The sequence below is a fragment of the Mesorhizobium sp. M8A.F.Ca.ET.057.01.1.1 genome (assembly GCF_003952565.1).
Taxonomy (GTDB): Bacteria; Pseudomonadota; Alphaproteobacteria; order Rhizobiales; family Rhizobiaceae; genus Mesorhizobium.
Window position 1 is genome coordinate 1,901,364 of the sequence record NZ_CP034454.1, and the last position, 21,427, is coordinate 1,922,790.

17 protein-coding genes and 1 pseudogene are annotated in these 21,427 nt (G+C 61.2%); 3 read left to right on the forward strand and 15 right to left on the reverse strand.

All coding sequences use genetic code 11. The features are described 5' to 3' along the window. Nucleotides 1–2: 2 nt before the first annotated feature. The 5 genes and pseudogenes from EJ077_RS08595 to EJ077_RS08615 form a co-directional block, all read right to left on the reverse strand. Nucleotides 3–1,901, reverse strand: a complete 1,899-nt coding sequence (locus tag EJ077_RS08595) for an ABC transporter substrate-binding protein (RefSeq protein WP_208701182.1) — start codon at nt 1,899–1,901, stop codon at nt 3–5. After that, nucleotides 1,898–3,793 (reverse strand): ABC transporter ATP-binding protein, encoded by a 1,896-nt coding sequence (locus tag EJ077_RS08600; protein ID WP_208701183.1) that lies wholly within the window; start codon nt 3,791–3,793, stop codon nt 1,898–1,900. The genes EJ077_RS08595 and EJ077_RS08600 overlap by 4 nt, the downstream gene beginning before the upstream one ends. A gap of 159 nt (nt 3,794–3,952) precedes the next feature. Then, nucleotides 3,953–5,293, reverse strand: coding sequence for an adenylate/guanylate cyclase domain-containing protein (locus EJ077_RS08605; RefSeq protein WP_208701186.1), 1,341 nt, complete (start codon nt 5,291–5,293; stop codon nt 3,953–3,955). 175 nt (nt 5,294–5,468) lie between these two features. Further along, complete coding sequence (locus EJ077_RS08610) at nt 5,469–6,812, reverse strand: nucleotide sugar dehydrogenase (RefSeq protein WP_208701188.1); 1,344 nt, start codon at nt 6,810–6,812, stop codon at nt 5,469–5,471. 95 nt (nt 6,813–6,907) lie between these two features. Then, nucleotides 6,908–8,085: pseudogene (locus tag EJ077_RS08615) on the reverse strand (DUF3095 domain-containing protein). Between the two features lie 74 nt (nt 8,086–8,159). Between EJ077_RS08615 and EJ077_RS08620 the strand changes: the two are divergent. After that, on the forward strand, nt 8,160–9,248 hold the full coding sequence (locus tag EJ077_RS08620) for a glycosyltransferase family 4 protein (protein WP_208701189.1): 1,089 nt from the start codon (nt 8,160–8,162) through the stop codon (nt 9,246–9,248). After that, complete coding sequence (locus EJ077_RS08625; protein WP_208701191.1) at nt 9,245–10,024, forward strand: polysaccharide deacetylase family protein; 780 nt, start codon at nt 9,245–9,247, stop codon at nt 10,022–10,024. The genes EJ077_RS08620 and EJ077_RS08625 overlap by 4 nt, the downstream gene beginning before the upstream one ends. 1 nt (nt 10,025) lies before the next feature. Here EJ077_RS08625 and EJ077_RS08630 read toward each other — a convergent pair whose 3' ends face one another. From EJ077_RS08630 to EJ077_RS08640, 3 genes are read right to left on the reverse strand one after another with little or no spacing between them, the layout of a single operon-like run. Further along, the gene (locus EJ077_RS08630) at nt 10,026–10,874 is read right to left on the reverse strand and encodes an MBL fold metallo-hydrolase (RefSeq protein ID WP_208701193.1); all 849 of its coding nucleotides are present in this window, start codon (nt 10,872–10,874) and stop codon (nt 10,026–10,028) included. A 19-nt stretch (nt 10,875–10,893) separates the two neighbouring features. Continuing rightward, the gene (locus tag EJ077_RS08635) at nt 10,894–11,340 is read right to left on the reverse strand and encodes a cyclic nucleotide-binding domain-containing protein (protein WP_208701196.1); all 447 of its coding nucleotides are present in this window, start codon (nt 11,338–11,340) and stop codon (nt 10,894–10,896) included. 34 nt (nt 11,341–11,374) lie between these two features. After that, nucleotides 11,375–14,089 carry an ABC transporter ATP-binding protein gene (locus EJ077_RS08640; protein WP_208701198.1) on the reverse strand — a complete coding sequence of 905 codons (2,715 nt, stop codon included), beginning with the start codon at nt 14,087–14,089 and terminating at the stop codon, nt 11,375–11,377. A 181-nt stretch (nt 14,090–14,270) separates the two neighbouring features. On the opposite strand from EJ077_RS08640, the gene EJ077_RS08645 reads away from it, so the two are divergent. After that, nucleotides 14,271–14,945: a class I SAM-dependent methyltransferase gene (locus tag EJ077_RS08645; RefSeq protein WP_208701201.1), complete on the forward strand. Its 675-nt coding sequence runs from the start codon at nt 14,271–14,273 to the stop codon at nt 14,943–14,945. A 37-nt stretch (nt 14,946–14,982) separates the two neighbouring features. Here EJ077_RS08645 and EJ077_RS08650 read toward each other — a convergent pair whose 3' ends face one another. The 7 genes from EJ077_RS08650 to EJ077_RS32525 all read right to left on the reverse strand — a co-directional run bounded on the left by EJ077_RS08650 (nt 14,983) and on the right by EJ077_RS32525 (nt 21,365). Beyond that, nucleotides 14,983–16,134 (reverse strand): glycosyltransferase family protein, encoded by a 1,152-nt coding sequence (locus EJ077_RS08650; RefSeq protein WP_208701203.1) that lies wholly within the window; start codon nt 16,132–16,134, stop codon nt 14,983–14,985. Continuing rightward, nucleotides 16,131–17,375 carry a glycosyltransferase gene (locus EJ077_RS08655; RefSeq protein WP_208702943.1) on the reverse strand — a complete coding sequence of 415 codons (1,245 nt, stop codon included), beginning with the start codon at nt 17,373–17,375 and terminating at the stop codon, nt 16,131–16,133. Before EJ077_RS08655 ends, EJ077_RS08650 begins: the two co-directional genes overlap by 4 nt. 1 nt (nt 17,376) lies before the next feature. Beyond that, entirely contained in the window at nt 17,377–18,591 is a 1,215-nt protein-coding gene (locus tag EJ077_RS08660; RefSeq protein ID WP_208701205.1) for a glycosyltransferase family protein, read from the reverse strand. Then, the gene (locus EJ077_RS08665; RefSeq protein WP_208701207.1) at nt 18,588–18,851 is read right to left on the reverse strand and encodes a hypothetical protein; all 264 of its coding nucleotides are present in this window, start codon (nt 18,849–18,851) and stop codon (nt 18,588–18,590) included. The genes EJ077_RS08660 and EJ077_RS08665 overlap by 4 nt, the downstream gene beginning before the upstream one ends. Nucleotides 18,852–19,495: 644 nt before the next feature. After that, nucleotides 19,496–20,443 carry an ABC transporter ATP-binding protein gene (locus EJ077_RS08670; RefSeq protein ID WP_208701209.1) on the reverse strand — a complete coding sequence of 316 codons (948 nt, stop codon included), beginning with the start codon at nt 20,441–20,443 and terminating at the stop codon, nt 19,496–19,498. Further along, nucleotides 20,440–21,114, reverse strand: a complete 675-nt coding sequence (locus EJ077_RS08675; RefSeq protein ID WP_281040201.1) for an ABC transporter ATP-binding protein — start codon at nt 21,112–21,114, stop codon at nt 20,440–20,442. The genes EJ077_RS08670 and EJ077_RS08675 overlap by 4 nt, the downstream gene beginning before the upstream one ends. Next, a complete protein-coding gene (locus tag EJ077_RS32525; protein WP_281040202.1) occupies nt 21,114–21,365 on the reverse strand; it encodes an ATP-binding cassette domain-containing protein in 252 nt (83 codons plus the stop codon). Before EJ077_RS32525 ends, EJ077_RS08675 begins: the two co-directional genes overlap by 1 nt. Nucleotides 21,366–21,427: the final 62 nt, after the last annotated feature.

Below are 21,427 nucleotides of genomic sequence, written 5' to 3' on the forward strand. Positions count from 1 at the left end.
GCTCAGGAGCCTCCAAGCCAGAATGTATCCGGCATATAGACACCGAAATAGGCGGTCGGGTCATAGCCGAAGAGTGCCTTGTCAGGCAGATTGCGCAGCCGCGAGGACACCAGAACCGGCTGAAGTGTCTCGTTCACCGTACCGATCGAGAACACCTGATCGGTGTAGATCGACAGCATTGAATTCCAGATTTCGGCGCGCTCAGTGGCTTCGGTCGATGCGTTCCAGCGCTTGAGCAAAGCCATCAACTCGACCACTTCAGGAAGATCGGGCGCCTCACCCATCTTGCCATGGGACAGATAGTAAGCGCCCCACAGCGGCCATTGCAGTTGGTCGTCGATGGTGGGGGCCAGCTGATATGGGTTCATGTCTGCGGTCGGCACGCCATTGTCGATGCCCGACGACATCGACATCATGATCTCGCCGCCAAGCGCGCGGCTGCGGAAGATGTCGCGCTGCGAAGTCCGGATGAACAGGGCGAGGCCGATCTTGCGCCAGTGATCGGTGACGAGTTCGAGCGCGTCGGTTTCCAGCGTGCTTTCGCCGGCCGTTTCCACGATGATCTGCGCCGGGCGCCCATCGGGAAGTAACCGCAGGCCGTCATCGTCACGTTTCTGAAGCCCGGCCTCGTCCAGCAGGGCATTGGCCTGGTCGGGATCATGGGCAACCCAGGCCTTCGCGAATTCCGGGCGGTAGAGCGGGCTCTCCGGCAGGATCGTATCGGCGCTTTCCCGCGCCAATCCGTAGAACACGGCCAAATTGATCTCGCGCCGGTCCACAGCGAGCGAAAGTGCGCGGCGCACGCGCACGTCACGCAAAAGGCCACGCCACACCGGGTCGGCACAATTCAGATTGGGCAGCAGCGCCAGCCGCGAACCCTGTATGCGTTTCCACAGATGCATCTTCACGGGGTAACGCTTCTCCGCATCCTTCAGGAAGGAGTAATCGGCGAAGTCAATTCCCATGCATTGCAGGTCGCTCTCGCCCGCACCGGTCTTGGCCGAAATGATCGCCGACGAGCTGACATTCATGATGAACCGGTCGACATAGGGCAGTTGCCGGCCATTCTCGTCTATTCGATGAAAGAACGGGTTTCGCTCGAAGATGAACTGCTCAGCCGGCGGCTTGGTCCGGTTCTGCCAGGGATCGAGCGTGGGCAGCTCCGGATTCTCGGGGCGATACTGCCGCGACATGCGGATATGCAGGAGCGTCCATTTCGCGGCCCGGTTCTCCTTCATCAGGCCGGCGAGCCGGAATGGATCCTGATATTTCTTGTGAAACTGCTTGAGATAGGCGGCCGGCAAAACAAGCGGTGTCGGCGAGGCAGCGGCAAGCTTGGGCAGGAAGTCGGGATTTGGCGCATCCCAACTATAGCGGACAGTCAACGGATCGACGATCTCGAAACGTGGCGGCTTGCCGTCCGCCAGCAGGGCAGGGGCGAGCCCGCCTTGCGTAAGCTCATCGTTCAGCCAGACATCTTCCCAGCAATAACGAAAATCCTCCGGCGTCAGCAGGCTGCCGTCGGACCATTTATGACCTTCCCGAATCTTGAACGTGAATACGCGATCATCCGCTACATCGAAGCTTTCGAGAATGTCGGCTTGCAAGTTGAGCTTTTCGTCATAGCCGACCAGGCGGGCATATCCGTAGATCGTCATCATCCGGATATCTTTCTGGCTGCCGATGATGGTACGCAGCGTGCCGCCATACTGGCCGGGTTGCCGGCCCATCGCGGCGAGGTTCACTACGCGCGGGCTCTTGGGCAGGCGCTCTGCGAGTGCCGGCAGCGCCCTGGCTTTCAGCTCCGGCTGAAGAAAATCCGGCTCCAGATCGCCAGCGCGCGACGTGCCCGGCAGAAGTGCCGAAGCCATGAGACCAAGGAGGGTGCGACGGCTGATCAATGGCGCAACTCACTCACATCGGCCGAACGTCGGGCCAGCACGAGGTGGCCGCCGCCAAGATCGATCGGCGACAGCACATCCTCGTCGCCCTCGTCGCGGAATTGCGGTCCCCATGCGCTGGCGTCGGAAGCGCCGCCGAGCTTCAGCGTCTTGAAATCCATCGGCCGGTCGAGATCGGGGAAAGGCACCGCGGCGACCAGCGAGCGCGTGTAGGGGTGGATCGGTTTCCTGAGCAGAATTTCGCGCGGCGCAAGCTCGACGATACGTCCGCCGCACATCACCGCGATGCGGTCCGCCATGTAGTCCACCACCGCCAGATTGTGGGATATGAACAGATAAGTCAGGCCCAGTTCCTTCTGCAGGTCCTTCAGGAGGTTCAGGATCTGCGCCTGGACAGAGACGTCGAGCGCCGAAACCGGCTCGTCGCAGATCAGGAGTTCTGGCCCCAGGGCCAACGCGCGCGCGATGCCGATACGCTGACGCTGCCCGCCGGAGAAACTGTGCGGATAACGCTTGATGAAGCGCGGATCGAGCCCGATTGCCTGCATCAGGCTCTTGACGGTGGCTAGTCGGGACGCGGCATTGCCCCGTTGATGGATTTCCAGCGGCTCGCTCAAGATGTTTTCCACCGTCATGCGCGGTGAAAGCGACGAGACCGGATCCTGGAAGACCATCTGGATTTTCGCGCGTAGCGTGCGCAGGGCGTCTCCCTCAGCTTCCAGGACGTCGATCGGTCCTTGGCGGCTGTTGAAGACGACCGAGCCGCCGGAAGGGGTGATAGCCCGCATCAGAATCTTGCTGACGGTGGTTTTGCCGCAACCGCTTTCGCCGACCAGGCCCAGACACTCACCCCGCCTGATATCGAAGCTCACGCCGTCCACGGCGCGAACAGAGGTTTGACGATCCCCGCCGAACCATCCGGACTTGCGGGTGGTAAAGACCTTTGTCAGGTCCCTGACCGACAGCAGGATGTCGCTCGGCCCCTTCGATGCCGGCGCCGTCTGCTTGCCCAGCAGGGTGCCGACGTTCACTGGCACCTCGCGGAGCGCCTTTAGCCTCTCGCCCGGCTTCAGGTCGAAATGCGGAACAGCTGCCATCAGGCCCTTCAGGTAAGGGTGACCTGGCCGGCGGAATATCGCCTCGACAGGTCCCGCTTCCATGATCTCGCCATGGTACATGACCACCACCTCGTCGGCGACATTGGCGACAACGCCGAGATCGTGCGTGATCAGCAGCATCGCCATGTTCAGCTTGGTCTGAAGCCCGCGCAGCAATTGCAGGATCTGCGCCTGGATGGTGACATCCAACGCCGTCGTCGGCTCGTCGGCGATCAACAAAGCGGGCCGGCAGATCAGCGCCATGGCGATCATGGCGCGCTGACGCAATCCTCCGGAAAGTTCAAACGGATACATGTCATAGGCGCGCTTGGGATTAGGAAAGCCGACAAGGCTGAGCATTTCCTCGGTCCGCGCCTTTCGCTCCGCCCGCGGCATGGGCGAATGAATCTGCAGGGATTCGCTGACCTGGTTGCCGATCGTGTGCAGCGGCGACAGCGAGGTCATAGGCTCCTGAAAGATCTTGCCGATGCGGCTGCCTCTCAACGCCCGGATTTCGGGTCCGTCACGCGGCATCTGCAGGATATCCTGCGTCGTGCCGGGCTTTTCAGGATCGGAAAACAGGATACGGCCGCGAACATGGGCTGTGTTCGGCAAAATTCCCATCACTGCCTGGCTGAGAACCGATTTTCCGGAACCGGACTCGCCCACCAGCGCGGTAACCTTGCCGGGCAGGACGCGGAGATTTGCACGCCTGACGGCATGCAACGGTCCCCCGATAATGGCAAAAGAGATGCCAACATCTTCGATCCGCAGCAGATCAACGCCTGCATTCATTCTCACACCAGCCCCCACCCTGGGGCCTGCCAGGCGGCAGGTCCTGGAAGCAAGACTAGCGCATTGCCAGCCTAGAGCAACTTGGATTCGAAACGATCGCCAGCCGCTGAACCAGCGACCGGACTGCATACCAAAGCGTTCGGACCGGATTGGGGCTGGCTACTGGAGCTTCCTCGGGTCGCCCTCCGACAGCCGTGCGGCATCGCGATGAAGCAGCATGACCTGCTCGGCCTCCGATCTCCGGTCATAAATCGGCTCCAGCGCACCGTCTTCATCGAGTGCGAGAGCGCCCGACAGATCGGGTGAAAGCACCGTCAGCTTCTGCTTGATCCCCGCCAGTTCCTCGCTGCCGAGCGTCAGCCAGCTGCTGGCGCCGCAATAGCTGGCGAAGTCCTTGCTGGCGAGAACGCGGTGCGGATATTTCTTGGTCAGGGTCTGGAGGCGCTGGACCTCGTTTACCGCCGAGCCGAAGACAGAGAATGTGAGCCGGTCGGTAAGCCCGACATTGCCGAACATCACGTTGCCGACATGCAGGCCGATGCCAAATTTTATTTCGGACAACCCTTTTTCCTTCCTCCGCAGATTGAGATCCGTCATGCGCGCAGTGGCCTTGTGCGCTGCCGCAAGAGCAGACTGGCAGGCGATCTCGGACTGCGAGCGATGCCTTTCGCAAGGGTAGACGGCAATGAAGCCATCACCTATGAAACTCATGATCTGCCCGCCTTTGCGATTGAAAGGTGCGGCAATGGCATCGAAAAACTGGTTCAGCGTATCGATGTAGATTTCGCGGCCGGAAGTTTCGGCAAGCCTTGTGGACCCGCGCATATCGGCCATGACCAGTGCGGCCCGGATCGTGTCGCCCTCGCCGCGCTTGATCTGGCCGTCCAGCACGCGTCTGCCGGCGTCGCCGCCGAGATAAGTGGTCATCATGTTGTCGGCCAACTTGGTGAGCACCGCCATTTTGGTTGCGATGGCGAGATGGTTTTGGATACGCAGCAGCGCCGAAATCATGCTGTCGCTGAAACCTGAAGCACTGTCGGTGGACCAGGACCCGATCATGCCCTGACTCGTATTGCCGTTGAAGGGATGGACGAAAGCCATGTAATCGGTCACGCCCATAAGCCTGAGTTCATCGAAAACAGGAAATTCCGACGGGGCCGCCGGGTCGAGCCGACGCCGCAGATGGTCGAGCTTGTTGCTGAGCAGATGGTAGTATGGGCTGGTCAGGAACCTGTCAGAATGAACGCCGTCCTGTTTGCGGAAGCCTTCCACCTCCATGCCCTGGCCGCGAATCCAGGTGAAGCCAAGCGCGTCATAAAGCGGATGAAGCATCGAAAAGCTCAAATGCACCCGCTTCAGCGGCAGGCCGGCGGCAGCCAGCCGCTCGCAAAACCCCTTTACCAATGTTTCCAGCTCGTTACCCGCCAGCGCCGACTGAGTCAGCCAGTCGGCAACCTTGTCCATGAGAATGGTCGAAATTTCTGCTTGCGCTGTGCTCATGCTACCTCGAAACCCGTCGAAGACGAGCCTTCCCATTTTGATCCGCCACACCTCGAAGCAGGGAAGGAGCAGGCATAACTGCATCTATCTGCTGGGGCACATATGTGGCGAGGCTGCCGGCGGAGTGCAATCACGATCCTGACATCGGGCAAAAAATTTGCCGGCTCGGACGCCGTCAGGCCTTCACCACCGTCTCTCGGAGCAGCCCGAGACGGCCGAAAACATTGCGTGTGTCGACGATCAGAAGGGCGTGATCAGCGATCGCCTGGTAGTTGATCGCGTCGTGGTCGGTTGCAACGACGACGGCATCGAAGTCCTTCAAGGCCGCCTCGGTCAATTCGACCGAGCGGCGCCCCTTGATCGCCATATGCTCTCGTGTGGTCGGGATCTCGGCAACATGCGGGTCGTGGAATTCCGCCTTGCCGCCCCATTCCTCGATGAGCTCAATGAGCCGCAATGACGGGCTTTCGCGGATGTCGGGCACATTCTTCTTGTAGGCGAGCCCGATGATGAGAATGCGCGAGCGGCTGAGCGCCTTGCCGCAGCGCCGGTCCAGCGCCTTCGCCAGTTCATCGACCACATGACGCGGCATGGCCGTGTTGATCTCCGCCGCCAGCTCGATGAAGCGGGTCGGCAGTTCGTATTCGCGCGCCTTCCACGTCAGGTAGAAGGGATCGATCGGAACGCAGTGCCCGCCCAATCCGGGGCCAGGATAGAAAGGCATGTAGCCGAAGGGCTTGGTCTTGGCCGCCTCGATCACCTCCCAGATGTCGATGTCCATCGCGCCGAGCACGACCTTCAATTCATTGACGAGGGCTATGTTGACCGAACGGAAGATGTTTTCCGTCAGCTTGACCGCCTCGGCGGTCGCCGTGCTGGAAACCGGAACGACGGTCTCGACCACGCCCTGGTAGAAAGCCCGCACCAGCGTCGCCGCTTCAATGCCGTCACCTGCCACGACCTTGGGGATCGTCGCAACTTCAAAGCTGCGGTTGCCTGGATCCTCGCGTTCGGGCGAGAAGCCGAGGAAGAAGTCTAGCTTCGACTGCAAGCCGGTCTCTTCCAATATGGGCTTGATAACGTCGTCGGTGGTGCCGGGATAGGTGGTCGATTCCAACACGATCAGATGGCCGAGGCGCAGATGCTTCGCGATCGTGCCTGCCGTGTTCCTGACGAAGGAGAGGTCCGGTTCACGGTGTTTTGTCAGCGGTGTCGGCACGCAGATGATGATGACATCGCAGACGGTCAGTTCGGCAAAATCCGCAGTGGCGCGGAACCGTCCGCTCGCCACCTGGCCGGCAAGGGCTGTCGACGTCACCGCCTCAATGTAGGATTGGCCGTTGTTCAGGCTCTCGACCTTCTGGGCTTCGATGTCGAAGCCGGAAACAGGGAAGCCGGCGCGTGCGATGGCAACCGCCAGCGGCAACCCGACATAGCCCAGTCCGATCACGCCGACTTGCGCGGCGCGCGTCGAAATCCGGTTCAGGAGCCGGTCATATGTCGATCGTGAGGCGTCCAAAAGTCTGTTTTCGTCAATTCGCACAAGCTGTCCGCTTCCATGGCGAGGAACCACGGCCGAGGCATATTGCGGAGAACCGATTTCCGCAAGCGCCATCAACCCGGCACCTTGGCCTTCAGGCTTGCGGCAGCCATCGCATAGCCACCGGAGGCGCCGTCGATGAAATGAACGTGATCGGGCTGCAGGGGCGAGATGACGAGGCATGTCATCAAGGCCGACTGCTGGCGGTGCAGGCCATAGCTGCAGATGCCCGCCTCTTCCGCCTGTTTCAGCCGGTTCTCGATCCGTTGCAACACATCCGCGTCAACATCGATGGTCATCTTCAAGCCGTCGTCGAACTTGCGGAAATCCGAATTGCTGGCCACGTCGCGTTTGTAGACCTTCGGATCGAACTTGCCGATCGTCCAGCCAAACCTGTCGGTGACAGCCGTAAGCGTCATCAGGAAGATTACCCACAGCTTCGTCAACCACCGCCGCCCCGGCGGCGCCGTGGCCCGCGCCTCGACATCGAGGCCGGCGGGCAACAAACTGTAGGCCGGCCCCTCCACCGGCACCGGGTGACCATCGCGTTCCTGCCTGCCGGCGAGGGAGATGATATCGGAAGCCAGAAACTGAAAACCGCGCAAGTCGCGCGCCGGCCCCGGTATGGCTATGATCGAGACGATTTCGCCATGCCGGGCTTCGATCGGGTTCCAGCGACAGGAGAGGCCGGTCAGATCCGGCCGCGCGCCGGCCGGCGCAGGGTCGATGCGGTAGCGCCCCGCTTTCATCTCGGCTTCCGCCCAACTGCCGCCCCACCGGCGAACATGGCGTAGAAGGCCGCTTCGGAGGCCTGAAACCTCGCCACGCGGACGTCGAGGCCTTGCGCCCTTATATCCTTTATCGGCACGATTGCCGCACGCAAGGTCAGGTCCAGCTCGTCCGCCACCCATCTCTGGACAGCGGCCAGCGCGTTGCGGGCGAGCTCCAGCGCCGAGCCTGGAAACGCCACGAGCGCGCCGTCACCGCCGAAGACAAAGGGAAGGTCTTGCCGACCCAGCGCATTGAGCAGCGCCGAAATGACGCTGGCGCCGGCCATATTGACGGTTTTATAGCGCCCGGCCTCGATCGCCTTGGTCGAGCCGACGATGTCGGCGGTGGCGATCGCCCAGCCATCGGGGAGAGGCCGATAGTTGTCGATATCGGCAACGCTTTCGAACTTTGCGAAGACCGGCAAAGAGGCGACAAACGGGTCGGAAGCGGCAGCTATTTCCATGAGCATCAGATAGCACATTCCACTGCTTGAAGGTGAAGTCGATCGTGCTTCGAAATTGACTTGCGCTGGCTTTCCGATGATAGGGTCGCGCGATGCGAATTGCCTTCTATGCGCCGCTGAAGTCACCCAATCATCCCGTTGTCTCCGGCGACCGCCAGATGGCGCGGATGCTGGTCAAGGCGCTGGAGCATGGAGGGCATAGCGTCGAACTGGCATCCGAATTGCGCTTCTATCTACGCCAACCGGAGTCGAAAAGTTTCGATGCGCTCAAGATCGAGGCGCGAGAGGAAGCCGCTCGGCTGACAAAGCTTTGGCATCGTGACGGCAAGCCCGACCTCTGGTTCTCCTATCATCCCTACTACAAGGCGCCCGACCTGATCGGACCCGAGCTGGCGTCGGCCTTTGCTGTCCCCTATGTGACAGCGGAAGCCTCCTATTCCGGGCGGCGCAACGCTGGTTTGTGGGCCGATAGCCAAGCGTTGGTGGTGCGAGCCATCGAACAGGCAGCGCTGAACATCTGTTTCACGCAGAGGGATCGTCAGGGACTGGCAGATGCCATTCCCGACGCCGCCCTAGGCATACTGTCGCCCTTCATCGACACATCGGCATTCCGGGAAAAGCCCGCACGGGGTTGCCCGACGCGCCTCGTCACAGTCGCCATGATGCGCCCGGGCGACAAAGTCGAAAGTTATCGCATGCTGGCGCAGGCGCTCGGTTCGATCGGCCATCTGCCCTGGACCATGTCGGTCGTCGGGGAGGGGCCTGCCCGTGACGAGGTCAAAGCGCAATTCGCCGGCTTGCCCGCCGACCGTATCGAATGGCTCGGCGCGATTGAGCCGGCAGCCGTGGCGGATGTCCTTTACCGAGGGGGAATTTACGTCTGGCCCGGGTTCGGCGAGGCCTATGGTGTGGCCTATCTTGAAGCACAGGCCGCCGGCCTTCCGGTGGTGGCGCAGAACATCGCCGGCGTGCCGGAGGTCGTGCGGGATGGCCAGACCGGGTTTCTCACCCCGCCGGGCGATGTGGCGGCGTTCGCTTCTGCCATTGAAAGGCTTCTGGCCCGTAACGACGAAAGAACCCTCATGGCCGCGGAAGCCAGACGTTTCATCCTCGAAGAACGTTCCCTCGGTACCGCAGCGGCGCGGCTGGCCGAACTTCTCAAGAAGATTCCGGTCTCATGACATCCGATCCGATCTGGCAGCCCTTGGTGGAAGAGCTGGCGCGCCTGCAACGGGCGGGCCGCACGGCGGAGTTCTGGCTGCGCGACGACGATGCCGTGGATCCGACGCCGGCGCTTGATCGGCTGCTCGACCTCACCGGTGAATTCGCAATTCCGGCTACGCTGGCCGTCATCCCGGCCCTGACTGATGGGAAGCTTGTCGTCCGGCTTGACGAGGCGCCGCATGCCACGGTCGCCATCCATGGCTGGGCGCACCGAAATCATGCACCAGAGGATCAGAAAAAGCAGGAGCTCGGCGCACATCGCCCACACGAGGCGGTGATCGACGATCTGGCCCGCGGGCTGTCGCGCGTAACCGGCCTGCACGGCGCACGTGCCGTTCCGATGCTGGTCCCGCCCTGGAACAGGATCGACGCCGGCGTGGTATGCGACCTTGGATCCGTGGGATTTGCGGCATTGTCGGTCTTCGGCCCGCCGAAGCCCGCTCCCCTGGCGGTTGTCAACAGCAATGTCGACATCATGGATTGGCATGGCACCCGCGGCTGCCGCGACCATGGCCTGTTGGTTCAGGCCATCATCGCGCAATTGCAGCATGCATTCGACGGCGGCGAACCGGTCGGCCTGCTCACGCACCATCTCGTCCATGATCACTCGGCCTGGCTTTTCCTCGAACGGCTGTTCGCGGTCACCGCACGGACTGAAGCCTGCGCCTGGCTTCCGATCAGCACATTGATCGAACGCTGCGATCCGTCAGGACGGGGCTCTGGAGGAAAATAGCTCAGCGCTTTTTCTGCACTGGAAATTTGAGCGTTTGGCCATCCCGCGCGGCAAACGCGCCGGCAAACCTGTCCTTGGCCAGTTTCTCCATCTCGTCCAGTTGCTCGTCGGTGCGTGCTGGATCGTGGTGAAACAGCGCGAGCCCCCGCGCACCGGCCGCCTCACAGAGCTTGACGCCCTGTTGCCATGTCGAGTGGCCGTTGCCGCGGCGGCGTTCCATTTCCTTCTCGGTGTAGGTGCAATCGTAAATGACGAGGTCGGCATCGTCGATCAGGCCGAGCACCGACTGATCGAGTTTGCCCGGCTCGTGCTCGGTGTCCGTGATCACCGCCACAATGCGGCCGCCCCATTCGACCCGGTAGCCTATGCAGCCGCCCGGATGGGTAAGGCTGCCGGTCCGAACCACTACCCCTTCGCGCGGCCGAAGCACGTCTCCGGACACGAAATCGCGGCAGTCGAGCTTTGCCTTGCAGACGGTCATTGTCACCGGAAACCACGGCGGCCGTATGAACTCATCGATCATCTGCCGGGTCGTCATGCGTCCCGCAAGGTGCCCGGACCAAATGGTAAGCTTGACGCCTGGGTCGAAGATCGGCGCAAAGGCCGGCAGCCCGATGATGTGATCGTAATGGCAATGGGTGAAAAGCAGGTCGAAATCGGTCATATCCGCCGCCTGAAACGCCCTGCCGGCAGGCCGCAGGCCAGAGCCCGCGTCGAACAGAAGCGTATGCTTGCCGCATCGCATCTCAATGCAGATTGTGTTGCCGCCATAGCGAACGAATTCTGGCCCAGATACCGCAATGCTGCCGCGCACGCCCCAAAATCTGACCAGGAAAAAATCGTCGTCCATACTTTCGCCCACCGTAGCTCTAGGCGGTTCGTGCGTCGATCAGATCCGCGGTTGTATGGCTTAGCCGATCGGCAAGAACCCGCAATATCTCGATCGTCATTTCCGGGAACTCCCTCATAAGCCTCAGGAAATGATCCTTGCGGATTCTCAAGGCCTCCAGATCAGTTGCCGCTCTGACGGTGGCGGTGCGGGAGCTGTTGCACAATATGGCGATCTCGCCGACGATCGAATTTGGCAGCAGTTCGGCAACTTTTATCGGCCCGCTGTCGGAATCGACCAGGATATCCGCCCTGCCTGAAAGGATGACATAGGCGGCGTCCGCCTCGTCGCCCTGCCGGAAAAGAATCTGGTCGGCGCTGTATTTCACACGATCGGATGTGAACGCGAGCAGCTTGAGCTTTGCCGGCTCAATGCCAGAGAACAAGGGAACGCGTTGCAGCATTCCGACTTCATCCTTGAGCAGCATCGTCGCAAACCTTCCTAAATTCGCGTCTGCCAGACTATGACAGAAGTTCCTTGAAAATACCGTTCCCTGCCAAAAGTGTCTCGTGTGTACCGTCTTCCACCAATTGACCCGAGTCAAAGACGATAACGCGATCGAACCCTATCGCCATTGCCGGACTCGTCACGACCCACACAATTGCCGGCGAATGGCCGTCGCGTCTGGCTTCCTCGAGCACGTTTCGCAGCACCTTGTCCTGGATGCGCTGGTCGAGCGCCGACAGTGGCCGGTTGAGAATGAGAAAATCGGGACGCTTGAGCAGGGCCCGGGCAACATCGAGCTTCTGTCGCTGTCCACCGGTCAGCCGCCTGCCGCCGGCACCGACGTTGAAATCCAGGCCGACATTCAGAAGCTCGGCATAAAGCCCCAACTCGTCAAGAATTTCATAGACGATGGAGCGTATGCGGTCCGGCGCGTCGGGATGGTTGTTGCCCAGACGCCCGAACAGGACATTGTCCATGACGGTGGCCGCGGCGATGTATTTGTCAGGATCATACCGTTCGATCGCGTCTTGCAGCTCGGGCGGCAGGTTTTCATAGAACTGGTTGCGTGCGGCGACGATCTTGCTCATCAGCTCGTCGGTCAGCAGGCCGAAGCGGTGCCGGGGCTCGATATAGGCAAAGCTCAAAGTGATGATCATGGCGCGGTCGGCCTCCGAAACCGCCTCGTAGGAACGGTTCTTGAGCCGCTGCAGCAAGGTCTCGTAGGCGGGGATCTCCTCGGCGCTCATGAAGGCGAGCTGCTGAAAGAACTGGTGATCGGGCGGCAGGTCGGCAAACAGCTCGATCGCCTGTTCGGCGATCTCCATGCCCATTTCGTAGAGCGTGCGGTCGAGGCCGGCTTGCTTCAGCACGGAAGCAAAATAGGGATTGGCCGCCAGAGCCTTGTCGGCCAGTTCGGGGCCGGCGGCAGCGCCGAACAGAAGGTTCTGGCCGATCGTCGCTTCCGTGTTGTAAGCGCCCGGCTCGAAAGGAACCACCAGTTCGCTCAGCCCTTCCTGTTCCAGCCGGGTTCGCAGCGCCGCACGCAGTTCGACGATACGCCCGGCTAGCTTCGTGTGACGCGTTAGGTCGGCCGAAGAGCGCAAGCCGAGATCCAGAATGTCGCGCGACAGAAGAACCGCGTCGAGCACCCGGCGCACCGCTTCAAAGAGGTCGTGCGGGCCGGTAGCACCGGCGGAAGCATAGTCGATCCAGTCGCTGTGGATATCGAGATCAGGATTGCCCGACCGGCGCGCCTCCTCGATGTTCCAGCGCTGCTGGTCCGCCGCGGCGCCGTCATAAGTCACCGATGTCAGCGGTGCATGCTTCAACCCGTAGAGGAGGTTATCGCGCAGACTTGCCTGGAACAGGAAAACATCCGACGAGGCGTAGGACATGCGCCGGCCGGTCACTGCTTCGGGGAGTTCAAGCAGGTCATCGGCTCCCGAAGCGACCTTTCCGCTTTCCGGCCAGTTCAGCCGCGCGAAGGCTTCCGCCAGCGCCTCCGCTCCACCTGTCGGGGTGCTGACCAGCGCCACCGTCTCAGCCGGCTTGACCTGCATGGAAATACGGTTGAGGAGCATTGCCCCGCCATCGTCCGCCATTGACAGACCGACCGCCGACAGCGGGTTCGTCATCGGGCCGGGATTGTCGATCGTCAGTGCTCCGATCGCCGGCGCAATGATATCGTCGACGGTGAACTGTTCGACGACCTGCTGATATTTGACCTGGACATCCTGCCGATCCTGATCCCAGTCGATCAGTTCCTTCATCGGTCCGGGCAGGTCCTTGTAGGCGCCGATCACGGCCACGAGTTGGCCGACGTCCAGCCGGCCCCCGATGACCAGATACCCGCCGATCATGTAGAACAGAAAGGGCGTGAGCTGCGCGAGAAAATTGTTGAGGAACTTTACCATGAATTTCCATTGGTAAAGATCGAAGCGGATCTTGAAGATGAGCCCGAGCCGGGCAGCTATGTCGGCGCGCTCGTAGTTCGACGTATCGTGGACGTGAACAGCGCCGATGCCGTCGACGATTTCGCCAACCCGGCCCGAAAGCGCGCGCGCCGTCAACTGCCGTTGGCGGCCGAGCACGAGCAGCCGCCGTCGCATGCGCGGGATGAGCACGATCTGGATCACCACGATCACGATCGCTATCGCTCCGAGCCAGACGTTCTGGACCATGATGAACAGCATGGCCGTCAGCGCCTGGCCGCCGAGCAGCACCGGCTGTAGGAAGGCATCGCCGATGAAGCCGCCCAGCGGCTCCACCTCGTCCTTCACCATGGTCGCCACTTCGGCGGATTTCACCCGCTTGAAGTAAATCGGCGGAAAACGCAGCACACGATCGACCAGATCGAAGCGGATACGCCGCAGCATGCGTTCGCCGAGGCGGCCCTTGTAGGTGTTGATGTAGAGTTTGAACAGGCCGTTGATGACGACCAACAAGAGGAACACAATGCTCAGGGCAAGCAGCGTCGCCTTGCGGCCGAGCTGAAAACCGGAGAAAAACAGGACCTCGCCAATGAACGGCAGGTTATAGTGCAGCCTCATGAATGGCAGGGTTGCGCCCGGTTGCTCGAACCCCTTGCCCTGGATCGGGCCGTTGACGATCAGCTTCGGCAGGTCGAAGGACATGAAATATGGGATCATCGAAAGCAAGACGATCATCAATATCCAGATCTGCTGCTTCCTTGTGTGCTTCCAGATATAGCGGGCTAGGCTGGGTTCCATATGCGATCGTGGAGCCTTCAGTTGGAAGGATGCAGGATATAAAAGCACCTGCTGTCAAACGGCGTATCGGCAATTTCTTCGTCGCCAATGACAAGCTCGAAGCTGCGGTGCACGGAAGTAGTGCTGCGCTCAGCAAGATTGCGTTGTGTCGCCCGAAATCCCAACATACAAGGCGAATATGATGGATGTCACGCAACCGCGCAATGCCGGCAACATGGACTGGCACGAGCAAGCCTTCGACCTCGCCCGAGGAATCGCGGCCTATGTCGATCGCCCTCTCGTGGCAGGGCTGGCGCGCGTCATTGCCAAGCACCCGAAGGCCGATATCGCCAACGCCTTCAACCACAAGCAGGTCGCCTGCAAGATGTGGGCGCTCGACAGGCTGTTCGAAAGCCGCGGCGGCCGGTTCGGGCGCATATGGGTTCTGGGCGGATGGTACGGCGTGTTGCCGGCGATGCTTTTCAACGACGCCCGTTTCGACATCGCGGCGATCGACAGCATCGACATCGATCCTGAAGTCGGACCGGTCGCCCGGACCCTCAACCGGGAAGCCGGCGACCGCTTCCGGGCGCTGACCGAAGATATGTACGCACTCGACTATGCGGCCGGGCGGCCCGACCTGGTGGTCAACACGAGCTGCGAACACATAGCTGATCTGGGTGCATGGCTTGCCCTGCTTCCGCGAGGCACGAACGTGCTGCTGCAATCCAACGATTATTTCAGCGAGCCGACGCATATCAACTGCGTGGCTTCCCTGGCAGCCTTCGAAGCGATGGCGGCGCTACGGGAGGTGCGGTTCTCCGGTGAACTGCCGACCAAAAAATATACGCGCTTCATGCTGATTGGAACTGTTTGACGCGCTTTGCACGAATCCAACCCAGACGCGGCCCGCGTCAGGATTTTGGGGACCAGGTTCGATACCGCTCACGCAGAATCTGCGCCGAGCGACGCGCGCCTTCCAGATCGAGACGGTGCGCGGCTGGCGTCGGCGCCCCAAACGCCTGTTCAATCGCTTGCGCCAGACCTTCAGGCGTCAGGTCCTTTTCGGTCAACACCGTTGCCAGACCGAGTTCTTCGAGGATCAGGGCGCGAACCGTTTGTTCGGTTTCCCCGCCGGCCGCAAATGGAACAAGCAGGGAGCGACAACCCGCGCGCAGCACATCGCAAACCGTGTTGTAACCAGCCTGCGAGACTGACAGGCGGGCGCCGGTCAGCAGGCTGGCGAAATCCTCTCGGAACCGGAAAATGGACAGGCCAGGCGTGGCATCGCCTGCGATCGCGTCAAACTCGGCTTTCGGCAGGTTTGGGCCGGTGATCAAACACCATTTCCAACCGTTTTTGTCGTTCCGCGCCGCTGCGATGGTGGAGTGAACAAGGCTCTTTCCGGCAGCCCCGCCGCCAACCGACACCAGAATGTCGAAGCGCTCGGAGGCCGCGGGCGATGGCGGCGCCGCAACGAGCCCTGTGTAGGTGACCTCAGCCCTGATCGCCCCGGCCAGTGGAAATGTCTTGTCGATGGTTGCGAAAGCCGGGTCGCCGTGGACCATGACCAGGTCGAAATGCCTGTTGATGAGATCGACTGTTTCCTCGTTTCGGCCCGGCTTGACGCGCTCCTGGAGGATATCACGGACCGACGTCGCCAGCAGCGGTCTGGGTGACGTCGCCGCGATGGCCTCGATCAGCGGTAACAGTTCGAAACGCATCTGCCGGCGTCCAAACGGAAACGCCTCGACAATGACGATATCAGGCCTGCAATCCCGGAATGCCTGCAGCAGCATCTCCGAACGCCGTTTCTTGAAAGCATCGTCGATGGGTATGCCCTGCAAGTCGACAAGTCCGGAAAATCCTTCATCACCGGAGGTGACAGGTGGCAGGGTTACGGATTTTATCCCCGGTCCCGGAAACCCGGCGACCGGCGCTCCGCCGGTGACGACGGTTACGTCAAACCCGTCATCGAGCAGAGCCGCCGCGACGCGGCTGGTGCGTGCGAGATGGCCGATACCGAGCAGGTGCTGGACATAGAGGAATGCACGCAGCGGCTTCAATCGGCGGCCCGCCACTCGCGCTCGAACAGTTCCTTGAGCTGTCCAATGCTCGCCATATGATCGAAATTGCCGCGCACGCGCGCCTCCGCGGCGTTGCCGAGGCGGGCGCGCAGCATGGGATCACGGATCAGGCGCTCCAGCGCCTGTGCCAGGGCAATCGGGTTTTCTGTCGGAACCAGCAGGCCGGTTTCATCCGACGATAAGAGCTCCGGCACGCCGGAAATATCGGTGGACACGCAGGCAAGCCGCTGGCTGGCCGCCTCCACCAGAACATTAGGCAGACCGTCCCGGTCGCCATCCGCGGTAATCCTGCAGGCCAGGGCAAAGATGTCGGCCCTGCGGTAGTGCTCAAGCACCTCCTTCTGCGCCAGCGCACCATTCCAGGAGATGCGGCCATCCAGTCCGAGCCTTTTCGCCAGCGCCTTGAGCCGTTCCAGTTCCTCGCCGCCGCCGATATGCTCGAAACGCCAGTCCAGATCGCCAGGCAACAGGGCAAGGGCCCCCAGCAAGGTGTCGTAACCTTTCTTTGCAACGGCGCGCCCGACACTCAGAATGATGACCGGTTCGCCCTGCGCCGAGCCGTCATGTTGCTTTCGCGCCGCACCGAAACTGCCGAAGCGATCGAGGTCGAGCCCATGATAGCTCAGATGCACGGACGAGTTGCCATTGGCGAGTTTTTTCAGGTGGTCGAAGCCGGTTTTCGTGCAAGTGACCGTCCAACGCGCCGAGGAAAGCTTGCCGGCCAGGTCCCAGTCCGCCGAAGTCCAGATATCCTTGGCATGGGCCGAGCAGCTCCACGGCTGGCCACGAAGCTGGCTGGCATAGCGTGTCACCGATGCCGGCGTGTGCACGAAATGGGCATGCAACCACCCCGCGTCCTCCGGCCATTCGGCCGCCAGCACGAGCGCTTGCCCGAAGCGGCGTGCGCGATTGCGCGTAAAGTCGCGGGGGATATCGGCGGCCAGCGATCCGAGCGCGCGCCAGAAACCCGGCCGCGGCAAACAAGCAAACAGCGAGCGAAGCACGCGTAGCGGCTCCTCGTGCAGATATTCCGGCAGGTAGTGGACGGGCGCTTTGATCTCGTCATGCACGGGGTGGCGTTTTGCGTCGGTGGGCCGCCTGAGTGCGACGAGTATCAAGTCGAAGCCCGCGCGTTCAAGACCGAGCAGTTCCTGCGCGATAAAAGTTTCCGACAGCCGTGGATAGCCCTTCAGAACCACGACGATCTTGCGATGTTGCAAGTCAGTTGGTTCCTTCAACAACCGAAAGGTGATGGCCGGCCCGCCGGTCCAGCAGTTCCGCGACAATCTCGGAAATATGCGGCAGCCCTTCCAGCGTCAGATGCGGATTGCTCTGTGAGGGGCGGGACCGGTTCGGCAGCGCCACAAGTGCATCGGCAAACCGCTGGGAGTCCTTGGCTTCCTCCGGCAAAAGCATCTCGATGAGGCCGAGTTCGGCTGCGCGCCGAGCGCGGATCAGTTGTTCCTGGCGGGGCTCGATGCGCGGCACGATCAGCGCCGGCTTGTCGAAAGACAATATTTCGCAATAGGTGTTGTAACCACCCATCGCCACTACCGCCTTGGCGCCGGCAATCAGGTCTTCCATACGGTTGTCGAACTCGATGATCTTGATGTAAGGGATCTTGGACCCCTTCCTGAGCAGCTTGTTGCGCTTGCGCGCCGGCATGTAAGGCCCGAGCACGATCAGCGCCCTGTGCTGCAATTGCGGATCCTGCTGATAGGCATCGATGACGTCGTGGATCAATTCGGCACCGTCGCCGCCGCCGCCGGTGGTAACGAGGATATAGTCGCCCTCGGGCCGGTGGCCAGGCAACTCGTTCCGCTGCAGGCTCCGTTGCAGGAAGCCGACGAACCTCATCTTTGCCCTGACAGCCGGCGGCACATCCAAGCCGGTCAACGGATCGTAGAAGTCCGGCGGGCCATAGGCCCAGACCTTGTCGTAGAACAGGCCGATCTTGCGCATCACATCCCTGCGTGCCCACTCTGCTTCGAGCAGGTGCGGCGCATCCATCACCTCGCGCAGGCCAAGCACCAGGGTGGTGCCCCGCGTCTTGAGGTAGGACAGCGTGTCCTCGATCTCACCGCGCAGGCCGAGCGGTTCCTTGTCGACGATGAAGATATCTGGCCGGAAGGTCTCGGCCGTGTGGCGGATGATCGACTGCCGCATCCTGAGCGTCTCGTGCAGATCGATATCCTTTTCCAGCGAGGTGTACTCGCCGTTGCGCAACTTGATGACGCTGGGGATCTTCACGAAGTCGACACGGGCCCGATAGTCGAAGGCGCCAGCGATAGTCGCACCCGAAATGATAAGCACTTGAAGTCCGCGGAAATCCTCGACCAGCGAATGCGCGATAGTCCGGCAGCGCTGCAAGTGGCCGAGCCCGAAGGTGTCGTGGCTGTACATGAGAATTCGAGCGTTTTCTGCGTGCTGGGTCATTGTTGAACGTCTCTTAGAATTCTCGCCTTGAGGACCGTGAGCGGCGCGCCGGCTTCGAAAGCATCCTGGTTTTGAAAAATGAGGCCGCCATTTTCGATCTGTATTGCTTCTGTGGTGTGCCTGTCAGACAGGCTTTCTGATTGCTTGAGTCCGAAATTTGATGGATTGACGAATATCGCCTCGGCGGGAGCGGGCCGAGACTCCCGGTCGGTGTCTGGATCGAAGGGAAACGTGGTATCCAAAAGATCGGCAGAAATCATCCCTCTTGATTCCAAAAAGTTCCGGTGTCTCCGAACTCCATTGATTTCGGAGCGGTGAAGGTGAATTCCGCTATCTTGCCCATATAGTCAATTGATCGGTCGCCGGGCGTCGCATGGCCCATATTGTTGTAGAACTCATTTCGCGCGCCATTGCCCTCGGTCCCGGGGACCAAACGTGCTGCCCATCAATCTCTTGACGGGCGGTCTGATTGTGAGTCATCGACCGGAACTGAGCCATCTGTCGCCTAGGCTAGCCGGAATTCCAGCAAGAATCGAGTGGATGCCATCGCTCACAACGCAACGCCCGCAGGACGGCGTGTGCAAGACCCGTAGCTTGTAGATCGCCATGGCCTCCAGGTCTCTCTTGGGCTGGCAGTTCGATGACCCGGCGCTGGCCGCGTGCCATAAACAAAAAATGCAGCTAAATCAATGGCTTGGATGGGCTGGAAACAACCGAGTGGGCATCATTCCAGTTTCACTGGTCCGGGTATGCTTCCCACTTTTAGGCTCTCTTGGAACCATACGGAACGACGAAGATTTCCGATTTTGGCTCACGAAAAACGCAATAAATCAACATTCTGGATGCATCTTCCGGGCCGGAGGCTGTCGGTTTTTTGCGCAGAGCACCGTCGACGGCGGTCCGATCAGGCCGTCTCGCGCACGAAATGGGTCGGCGAAACGGCATTCATCGGTAGACGGACCGGAACAAAATCAACGCCGCGCACAGCGCTGGGAATCTCATCCGACATCGGTTCGCGTCCAACCGGTCGTCGCGCCGGATCCGCGACGGGAACCGCCGAAAGCAACTTGCGCGTATAAGGGTGCTGAGGATTGCCGAAGACCGATCGGCGGTCGCCGATCTCCACGATCTCGCCCAGATACATGACGGCAACGCGATGCGCGATGCGCTCGACCACGGCCATGTCATGGCTGATGAACAGGATGGCAATGCCCATGTCGCGCTGCAGGTCCATCAACAGGTTGATGACCTGGGCCTGGATCGTCACGTCGAGCGAGGCGACCGCTTCATCCGCGATGAGGAGGCGGGGATCGAGCGCCAAAGCCCTGGCGATACAGATGCGCTGCCGTTGACCGCCCGAGAAGGCATGAGGGTAGCGTTCGAGATGTTCCGGCGGCAGATGCACTTTTGCCAGCAGGGCCGCCGCCCGGTTCCGCAACTCACCGCCGCGCGCGATGCGGTGGACACGCATCGGGTCGGTCAGGGCCTGCCCGATCGTCATCCGCGGATTGAGCGAGGAGAACGGGTCCTGGAAGACCATCTGCACCTCGCGCCGGAAGCCCGCTAGGGTTGCCCGCGCCGCGCCGATCATCTCCTTGCCGTCATAGCGAATGGCGCCGGACAAGGGCTTGTCCAATTGCATGATGCTGCGCGCCACGGTCGACTTGCCGCAGCCCGATTCCCCCACCAACGCCAGGGTCTCACCCGGGAAAATATCGAAGGAAACGCCTTCCACCGCATGAACCCGGCCGGCGATGCCGCCGAAGATACCGCCTCTCAGGTCGAAGCGCGTAACAAGCTCGCGGACTTCGACCAGCGGCTTTCTGTCTGTTGCAGGCGGTGCGACGCTCATGCGGAAACCTCCGGCTGCGAGACTTCGGCATTGTATATGACGAGCGGGAATTTCTCCGGCCCATCCTTGTCGGCCATGCTGCCCAGCCTTGGCACCGCCGAGATCAGCGCGCGCGTGTAGCGGTGTCGGGGATCCACGAGTATCTGGTTCACCGAGCCGGATTCGACGATCTCGCCCTTCAGCATGACACAGACGCGATCGGCGATTTCCGCGACCACACCCATGTCATGGGTGATGAAAAGAACGGACATGCCGATCTCGCGCTGCAGTGCGCGGACAAGATCCAGAATCTGCGCCTGGATGGTGACGTCGAGCGCGGTGGTCGGCTCATCGAGGATCATCAAGGAGGGGCGGCACGCCAATGCAATGGCGATCATGACGCGCTGGCGCATGCCGCCGGACAATTGGTGCGGATATTGGTCGAGCCTGAGGGCGGCGTCGGGCACGCGCACGAGCTTGAGCACGTTCAGCGCGATGTCGCGCGCCTCGCGCGGCGACTTGCCCTGATGTCTCGTGACCACCTCCGCAATCTGGTCGCCGACGGTGAACACGGGATTGAGGCTCGACATCGGGTCCTGGAACACGATCGAGAACTCGAAGCCGCGGAGCCCCTCCATGCGCTTTTCGGAAAGCCTTGTCAGGTCGGCTACGCCGCCGTCCTTGAGCCTCATCAGGATGCGGCCCCCGTGATCCTGGCACCATCATATTCGGTCAGGCGCATCACGGTCATGGCGGTGACCGATTTGCCCGAACCGGACTCGCCCACCAATGCCACCGTCTCGCCACGCTTGATCTGGAACGATACGCCCTGAACAGCCGGCACCGCCTTTGTCCCCCTTGGCCCGAAGCAGACTTCAAGGTCCTCGACCGACAGGATCACGTCGTCGGTGAGGCTCGCTGTGGCGGCGGACTTGACGGTCAAAAGGCACTCCAGGTGCAATGGTCGCGACACCCGGTATCGAACGCAGTGAGCATGTGGGCTGT

Bases quoted from the DNA above. Each gene is read 5' to 3' on its own strand.
- EJ077_RS08600 (WP_208701183.1), bottom strand. From the start codon at position 3,793: ATGAATGCAGGCGTTGATCTGCTGCGGATCGAAGATGTTGGCATCTCT.
- EJ077_RS08605 (WP_208701186.1), bottom strand. From the start codon at position 5,293: ATGAGCACAGCGCAAGCAGAAATTTCGACCATTCTCATGGACAAGGTT.
- EJ077_RS08620 (WP_208701189.1), top strand. From the start codon at position 8,160: ATGCGAATTGCCTTCTATGCGCCGCTGAAGTCACCCAATCATCCCGTT.
- EJ077_RS08625 (WP_208701191.1), top strand. From the start codon at position 9,245: ATGACATCCGATCCGATCTGGCAGCCCTTGGTGGAAGAGCTGGCGCGC.
- EJ077_RS08630 (WP_208701193.1), bottom strand. From the start codon at position 10,874: ATGGACGACGATTTTTTCCTGGTCAGATTTTGGGGCGTGCGCGGCAGC.
- EJ077_RS08635 (WP_208701196.1), bottom strand. From the start codon at position 11,340: ATGCTGCTCAAGGATGAAGTCGGAATGCTGCAACGCGTTCCCTTGTTC.
- EJ077_RS08640 (WP_208701198.1), bottom strand. From the start codon at position 14,089: ATGGAACCCAGCCTAGCCCGCTATATCTGGAAGCACACAAGGAAGCAG.
- EJ077_RS08645 (WP_208701201.1), top strand. From the start codon at position 14,271: ATGGATGTCACGCAACCGCGCAATGCCGGCAACATGGACTGGCACGAG.
- EJ077_RS08660 (WP_208701205.1), bottom strand. From the start codon at position 18,591: ATGACCCAGCACGCAGAAAACGCTCGAATTCTCATGTACAGCCACGAC.
- EJ077_RS08665 (WP_208701207.1), bottom strand. From the start codon at position 18,851: ATGATTTCTGCCGATCTTTTGGATACCACGTTTCCCTTCGATCCAGAC.
- EJ077_RS08670 (WP_208701209.1), bottom strand. From the start codon at position 20,443: ATGAGCGTCGCACCGCCTGCAACAGACAGAAAGCCGCTGGTCGAAGTC.
- EJ077_RS08675 (WP_281040201.1), bottom strand. From the start codon at position 21,114: ATGAGGCTCAAGGACGGCGGCGTAGCCGACCTGACAAGGCTTTCCGAA.